Raw genomic sequence first — 6321 nt, forward strand, 5'->3', positions numbered from 1 at the left:
CCAGCAAAATCGGTCAGTTCGTAGATGTTGTCGCTGGTGACTTGAGTCCACAGCGCCTGCACCTGGGCCTGCACTTGCGGGTCCAGCTCCTTGTAGTCCGCGCGCAGGCGGCCATCGGCATCCAGGATCGGCGTGGCGCTGCACAGGCTGTCCTTGTACAGGCCGTAGACCTGTTCAATGCAGCCTTCGTGCGTGCCTTCCGCCTTCATGATTTTGAACAGCAGCGACAGATACAGCGGCATCATCGGGATGGCCGAACTGGCCTGGGTGACCACGGCCTTCAGCACCGAGACCCGGGCGTCGCCGCCGCGCGCGGCCAGCTTGGCGCGGATGTCCAGCACCTTCTGGTCCAGGTCTTTCTTGGCGGCGCCGATCGAGCCGTTCCAATAGATGTCGTGCGTGATCTTTTCGCCCAGGTACGTGAAGGCGGTCGTCGTGGCGCCTTCGGCCAGGACGCCGGCTTCCAGCAGCGCGTCGATCCACATCTGCCAGTCTTCACCGCCCATGACCGCGACGGTGGCGTCGATTTCGGCCTGGGTGGCCGGTTCCAGCACCGATTCCTTGACGACTTCGCGGTCCGTATCCAGGCCGCGCAGGTTCACGGCATGGCCGATCGGCTTCAACGTCGAATTGAAGACCTGGCCGGACTTGGGGTGCGTGCGGCGCGGGGCAGCCAGGCTGTAGATCACCTGGTCGACCTGACCCAGGTCCGCCTTGATGGCGGCAATGGTCTTTTGCTTGATCTCGTCCGAAAACGCGTCGCCGTTGATGCTCTTGGCGTACAGGCCTTCGGCTTCGGCCGCCTTGTGGAATGCGGCGGTGTTGTACCAGCCCGGCGTGCCTGCCTTGGCGGCGTCGGCGGGGCGCTCGAAGAACACGCCCAGCGTCTGTGCGCCACAGCCGAACGCCGCGCTGATGCGGGCTGCCAGGCCATAGCCGGTCGACGCGCCCAGCACCAGGACACGTTTCGGGCCGCCGGCGATCGGGCCTTGCGCCTTGACGTAGTCGATCTGGTTCTTCACGTTGGCTTCGCAGCCGACGGGATGGGTGGTGACGCAGATGAAACCGCGCACGCGGGGCTTGATGATCATGAAGACCTCGTTCGGGGGGAGTGCGAAATGCTGGGGAATGCCGGATGCCGGCGCGACCGGTGCGCGAAAGCGCAAAAAGCGACCAGCATTGTACGGGAGCCGGCCCGGGCTCGCTGGCGGGCCGTCGTTGCCGCGCCGTTCCCGGTCAGCGGGTGGCGGCCTTTGCCGCGGGGGCGGCGCTGGCGGGCCCGCGGCGCCATTCGACCAGGCCGATGCCGATACCGCTGGCGCAGATGATGGCGATGCCCAGCCAGGTCAGCGGATCCGGGAAATGGCCCCAGACCAGCCAGCCTACGGAGGTGGCGCTGATGATCTGCAGATAGATGAACGGCGCCAGCGTCGAGGCGGGCGCTCGCCGGTACGCGGCGATCTGGAACAGGTGCCCCACGCCGCCGGTGACGCCGGTCGAGATCAGCAGGAACCAATCGAAGGCCGACAGCGATTGCAGCACCGGCAGGGCGGCCGGCAGCACGAACGGCAGGGACAGCGTCAGGCAGGCCGTGCCCACCGCGCCGCTCCAGATCAGCGACGTGAAGGGATCGTCGCCCGCGACCCGTCGCGTGGCGATGAACTGGGCCGCGAAGCAACAGGCCGTCAGCAGGCCGAAGACCGTGCCCACCGGATGCAGGCCGCCGCCTGGGCGAATGACGATGATCACGCCGATGAACGCGATGCCCGCCGCAATGAAGCGCGACAGCCGCGCGGGCTCCTTCAGGATCCAGGGCGCCAGCGACAGCACGAGCAGGGGCGCCAGGAAGTTGATGGCCGTGGCCTCGGCCTGCGGGATGTAGCTGAGCGTGGTGAAGAACATCAGCGTGGCCAGGAACATCGATCCGCCGCGGATCAGCTGTTCACGCGGGCGCTTGCTGCGCAGCACGCCGAGCCCCCGGGTGGGCAGCACCAACGCCAGCACCAGGACCAGATGCACCACATACCGGAACCAGGACAGCACCAGCAGCGGCACGCCCGCGTTCATGACCCATTTGCCGCTGGCGTCCAGACAGGAGAGCGTCCACATCGATAGCACCAGCAACAGGATCCCGACGAGCGGGCCGCGGGAGGCGGGCGCGGCGGCTGGCGGGCGACCGTGATCGGCCGGGGGCATGGACAGGCTCCTAATGGGGAAACGGGCGGCTGCCATGATACGCTCATCGCGCCGGGGGAAAAGGCCAATGATAGAACTACGCAACGTCGAAACTTTTTTTTGGGTCGCCACGCTGGGCAGCTTTCGCGCCGCGTCGGAAAAGCTCAACACCACGCAGCCTGCAGTATCGCAACGCATTGCCTCGCTTGAGGCTGACCTGGGCGTGCTGCTCTTCGAGCGCGACGCGCGCGGCGTCAAGCTCACCGCCAAGGGCCATGAGCTGCTCTCGCATGCCGAGCGCATGCTGCAGGTGCGCCGCGACATGTTCGAGGCCGCCCGCGAGCAGAACGTGATGACGGGCACGGTGCGCATCGGCGTGGCCGAGACCATCGTGCAGACCTGGCTGCCCACGTTGATCGAGCTGATCCATACGACGTATCCAGCGCTGGTGCTGGAGATCGAAGTCGACACCACCCATGTGCTGCGCTCGCACCTGATGTCGCGCCAGATCGACCTGGCCTTCCTGATGGGACCGGTGCTGGAGGCGCGGGTGGAGAACCTGCCGCTGTGCACCTATCCGTTGGCCTGGGTGGCCAGCCCCACGCTGGACCTGGGCCCCGAGCCGCTGACCTTGGAGCGCATCGGCAAGCTGCCCATCATCACGTATCCGTCCAACAGCGCGCCGTACCGCTTCGTGCGCGACATGCTGACGCGCGCGGGCGTGTCCGCGCCGCGCATGTATGGCAGCGCGTCGATGTCGATGGTGGTGCGCATGACGCAGGACGCCATCGGCACCAGCGTGATCGCCCCGGTGTTCCTGGGCAAGGAACTCGCGCGCGGCGAATTGCGCATCCTGCGCGTCGAGGCGGACCCGTTGCCCGAACTGAGCTTCACGGCGACCTGGGTGCAAGGCCCGGACAGCCATGCGGTCAAGGTGATCGCGCAGATGGCGCAGAAGGTCGCCGCACAGGCCGGGGACGGCATTCCCGCCTAGGTGTTTTCCCCAGACGCGGCGCGCCACACGGCGCCGGCGCGCCGCCAGGACGCCCGCGTCGCGGCGTGCCTGATCGCCCGCCAAGCCCCGTCGATAGGCGGTTTGCGGGATTCTTGGCGGTCCGCCAGCACGAGACCCAAGAAATATTTATACCCCCACATCGCAACATACGATTGGACGCTGCGCGCCCCTGACGATGCAATGGCGGCACATCAATAAGCAACGCCTGGACACACAGCGCGGGGGGAAAGCATGAATACGTATTTGTTCCAGTCCTGGACACTGGCGGTGGCGGATGTGCCGCGCCGCGCGCTCGACCCCCGACCCTGAATCCCCAATTCCAAACCGCGTGCGATCAGGGTAACGGGATCCCGCGCGCGACAGACCATCCCGCCAGCCAGGAGTTTTGTCCATGAAGAAGTCTCTTGTTTTCGCCGCCGTCGCCGCCACCGTGCTGGCAGGCGCCGTCCACGCGCAAGACCTGCCCAAAACCCAGTTGAAGGTCGTGGGGGGCCTGTCCAACCTGACCGCTTACAACGACTACGAAAAGCCGTTCTGGACCAAGACCGTCCCCGAGTTGTCCAAAGGGCAGGTGACGGCGGACATCAAGGGCTTCAATGAAATGGGCTTGAAGGGGCCCGAGCTGCTGCGCCTGATGTCGCAAGGTGTGATCGAATTCGGCACCGCGACCTTGTCGTACTTTGCCAGCGACAACCCCATCAACGAAGCGATCGACCTGGCCGGCCTGGCGCCGGACGTCAAGACGGCGCGCGCCGTCACCGAAGCGTTCGAACCCGTCTACGCCAAGCTGTACGGCGAAGGCAGCAACGTCAAGCTGCTGGGCATCTCGACCTATCCCGCGCAAGTGCTGTTCTGCAACGCGGAAATCAAGAGCCTGGCCGACATCAAGGGCAAGAAAGTGCGCACCAGCAGCCGCACCACCGCGGAATTCGTCGAAGCGCTGGGCGGCTCCAGCGTCACGATGGCCTTCGGCGAGGTGGTTCCTGCCCTGCAGAACAAGGTGGTGGATTGCGCCATCACGGGTTCGCTGTCGGGCTACTCGGCCAAATGGTACGAGGTGTCCACGCACCTGGTCGCGCTGCCGATCAACTGGAACCAGCAGATCCATGCCGTCAACCAGAAGGCCTGGGACAAGCTGGACCCCGCCGTGCGCACCTTCCTGCAGGCCAACGTGAAGACGCTGGTCGACAACATCTGGGAAGCCGCCGCCCGCCAGACGCAGGAAGGCTATGACTGCAACACCGGCGCCGCCGCATGCCCGTTCCCGGTCAAGGGCAAGATGCTCCTGGTGCAGCCGACCGAGGCCGACCAGGCCCTGCTGAAGAAGGTCGCGCAGGAAGCCGTCCTGCCCAAGTGGGCCGCGCGTTGCTCGGCCCAATGCGTCAAGGACTTCAACGCCACCATCGGCAAGACGCTGGGCCTGACCGCCAGCAAGTAAGCGCCGTCTCGCGCCGCCGCCCATTGTGGCGGCGCGATTTCCGGCTTGTGATACCGGGCATCGCCCGAAGAGGTTTCATCCATGACCCGAACCGAACATTTCCGCCTGCTTGGCGGCCTGTTGCGGCGCGCCGAGAGCTTTTCTCGGGCGGCCGTATGGGCCGGCGGCGCCTTGACCGTGGCCAGCGTGCTGCTGATCTCCTTTGATGTCCTGGCGCGCAAATTCCTGGGCTTCACGACAGGCGGCGCCGACGAATTGTCCAGCTACGCCTTTGCCATCAGCACCTCGTGGGCGCTGGCGTTCGCCACGCTGCAGCGCGCGAACGTGCGCGTCGACGTGCTCTATCAATACCTGCCAGTGCGCCTGTCCGCCGTGCTGGACTGGATTTCCATGGTGGCGATGGCCGTCTTCATGGTGTTCCTGACGTACTACGCGTACGAGGTGGTCCAGACTTCCTGGGCGCAGAAATCCGCCGCCAATACGCCCCTGGCCACGCCGCTGTGGATTCCCCAGGGGCTTTGGCTGCTGGGGCTGGCGTGGATGTGCATCACGGTCGCCTTGATGCTGGCGCGCGCGTCGGCCGCGCTGGTGACGGGCGACATCGAACTGGTCAAGCAGATCTGCGGCGTGCGTTCGGCGCAGGAAGAAGCTGATGAAGAAGCCGCCGCGGGCGAGCGCATGGTGAAGGGAGAGGCCGCATGATTTCCACCGCATTGACCTTATTGCTGGTGCTGATCGGCCTGTCCATCCCCGTGGGCGCGGCGCTCGGCGTGCTGGGCCTGATCCTGGACCCGCTGTTCTCGATGCTGCCGCTGTCGCGCGCCATCGGCGAGATTTCCTGGAGCTCGAACAACGAGTTCCTGCTGGTGGCGATCCCGCTATTCATCATGCTGGGCGAAGTGCTGCTGCGCGCAGGGTTCGCCGAACGCATGTATGGGGCCATGAGCCTGTGGCTGTCGTGGCTGCCGGGCGGGCTGATGCACGCCAATATCGGCGCCTCCACACTGTTCTCGGCCACCTCCGGCTCCAGCGTGGCTACTGCGGCCACGGTGGGCACGGTCGCCATTCCGCAGATCCGCAAGTACGGCTACAACGAGCCCCTGTTCCTGGGCAGCCTGGCGGCCGGCGGCACGCTCGGCATCCTTATCCCGCCCTCGATCAACCTGGTCATCTATGGCGTGCTGACAAACTCGTCGGTGCCCAAGCTGTACCTGGCCGGCATCATCCCCGGCTTCGCGATGGCCGCCTTGTTCATGCTGACAGTCGTGATCGCCTGCGTGGCCAAGCCCTCGTGGGGCGGCAAGAAGATCCATGCGACCTGGGGCCAGCGCTTCGCCAGCCTGGTGCACCTGGCGCCGCCCATGGGCATCTTCTTCCTGGTCGTGGGCTCCATTTATGCGGGCCTGGCCACGCCGACGGAAGCCGCCGCGCTCGGCGTCCTGGGTGCGTTCATCCTCGCGGCCTGGTTCCGCCGGCTGAACTGGTCGATGCTGCGCGAAGTGCTGGAAGGCACGATGCGGTCCACGGCGATGATCATGCTGATCGTCATCGCGGCCAGCTTCCTGAACTTCGTCATGTCGGCGACCGGCCTGACCGACGCGCTGACCAAGTCCATCACCGGCCTGGGCCTGTCACCCGGCTGGATGCTGCTGATCGTGGTGATCTTCTATCTGGTGCTGGGCTGCTTCATGGA

6 protein-coding genes are annotated in these 6321 nt (G+C 65.9%); 4 read left to right on the forward strand and 2 right to left on the reverse strand.

All coding sequences use genetic code 11. The features are described from left to right. Positions 1-1091: enoyl-ACP reductase FabV (gene fabV / locus ACO6D5_RS23720; RefSeq protein ID WP_485826734.1), on the reverse strand; the 1091-nt coding region annotated here is incomplete at its 3' end. Between the two features lie 145 nt (positions 1092-1236). Beyond that, the gene (locus tag ACO6D5_RS23725; protein WP_485826735.1) at positions 1237-2196 is read right to left on the reverse strand and encodes a DMT family transporter; all 960 of its coding nucleotides are present in this window, start codon (positions 2194-2196) and stop codon (positions 1237-1239) included. 67 nt (positions 2197-2263) lie between these two features. Between ACO6D5_RS23725 and ACO6D5_RS23730 the strand changes: the two genes are divergently transcribed. The 4 genes from ACO6D5_RS23730 to ACO6D5_RS23745 all read left to right on the forward strand — a co-directional run. Further along, positions 2264-3169 (forward strand): LysR substrate-binding domain-containing protein, encoded by a 906-nt coding sequence (locus tag ACO6D5_RS23730; RefSeq protein ID WP_315846817.1) that lies wholly within the window; start codon positions 2264-2266, stop codon positions 3167-3169. 412 nt (positions 3170-3581) lie between these two features. Further along, entirely contained in the window at positions 3582-4628 is a 1047-nt protein-coding gene (locus ACO6D5_RS23735; RefSeq protein ID WP_485826736.1) for a TRAP transporter substrate-binding protein, read from the forward strand. Between the two features lie 81 nt (positions 4629-4709). Further along, the gene (locus ACO6D5_RS23740) at positions 4710-5330 is read left to right on the forward strand and encodes a TRAP transporter small permease subunit (protein ID WP_315131982.1); all 621 of its coding nucleotides are present in this window, start codon (positions 4710-4712) and stop codon (positions 5328-5330) included. Beyond that, positions 5327-6321: TRAP transporter large permease (locus tag ACO6D5_RS23745; RefSeq protein WP_485826737.1), on the forward strand; the 995-nt coding region annotated here is incomplete at its 3' end. The genes ACO6D5_RS23740 and ACO6D5_RS23745, both read left to right, overlap by 4 nt.

Source organism: Achromobacter sp., from assembly GCF_057314935.1.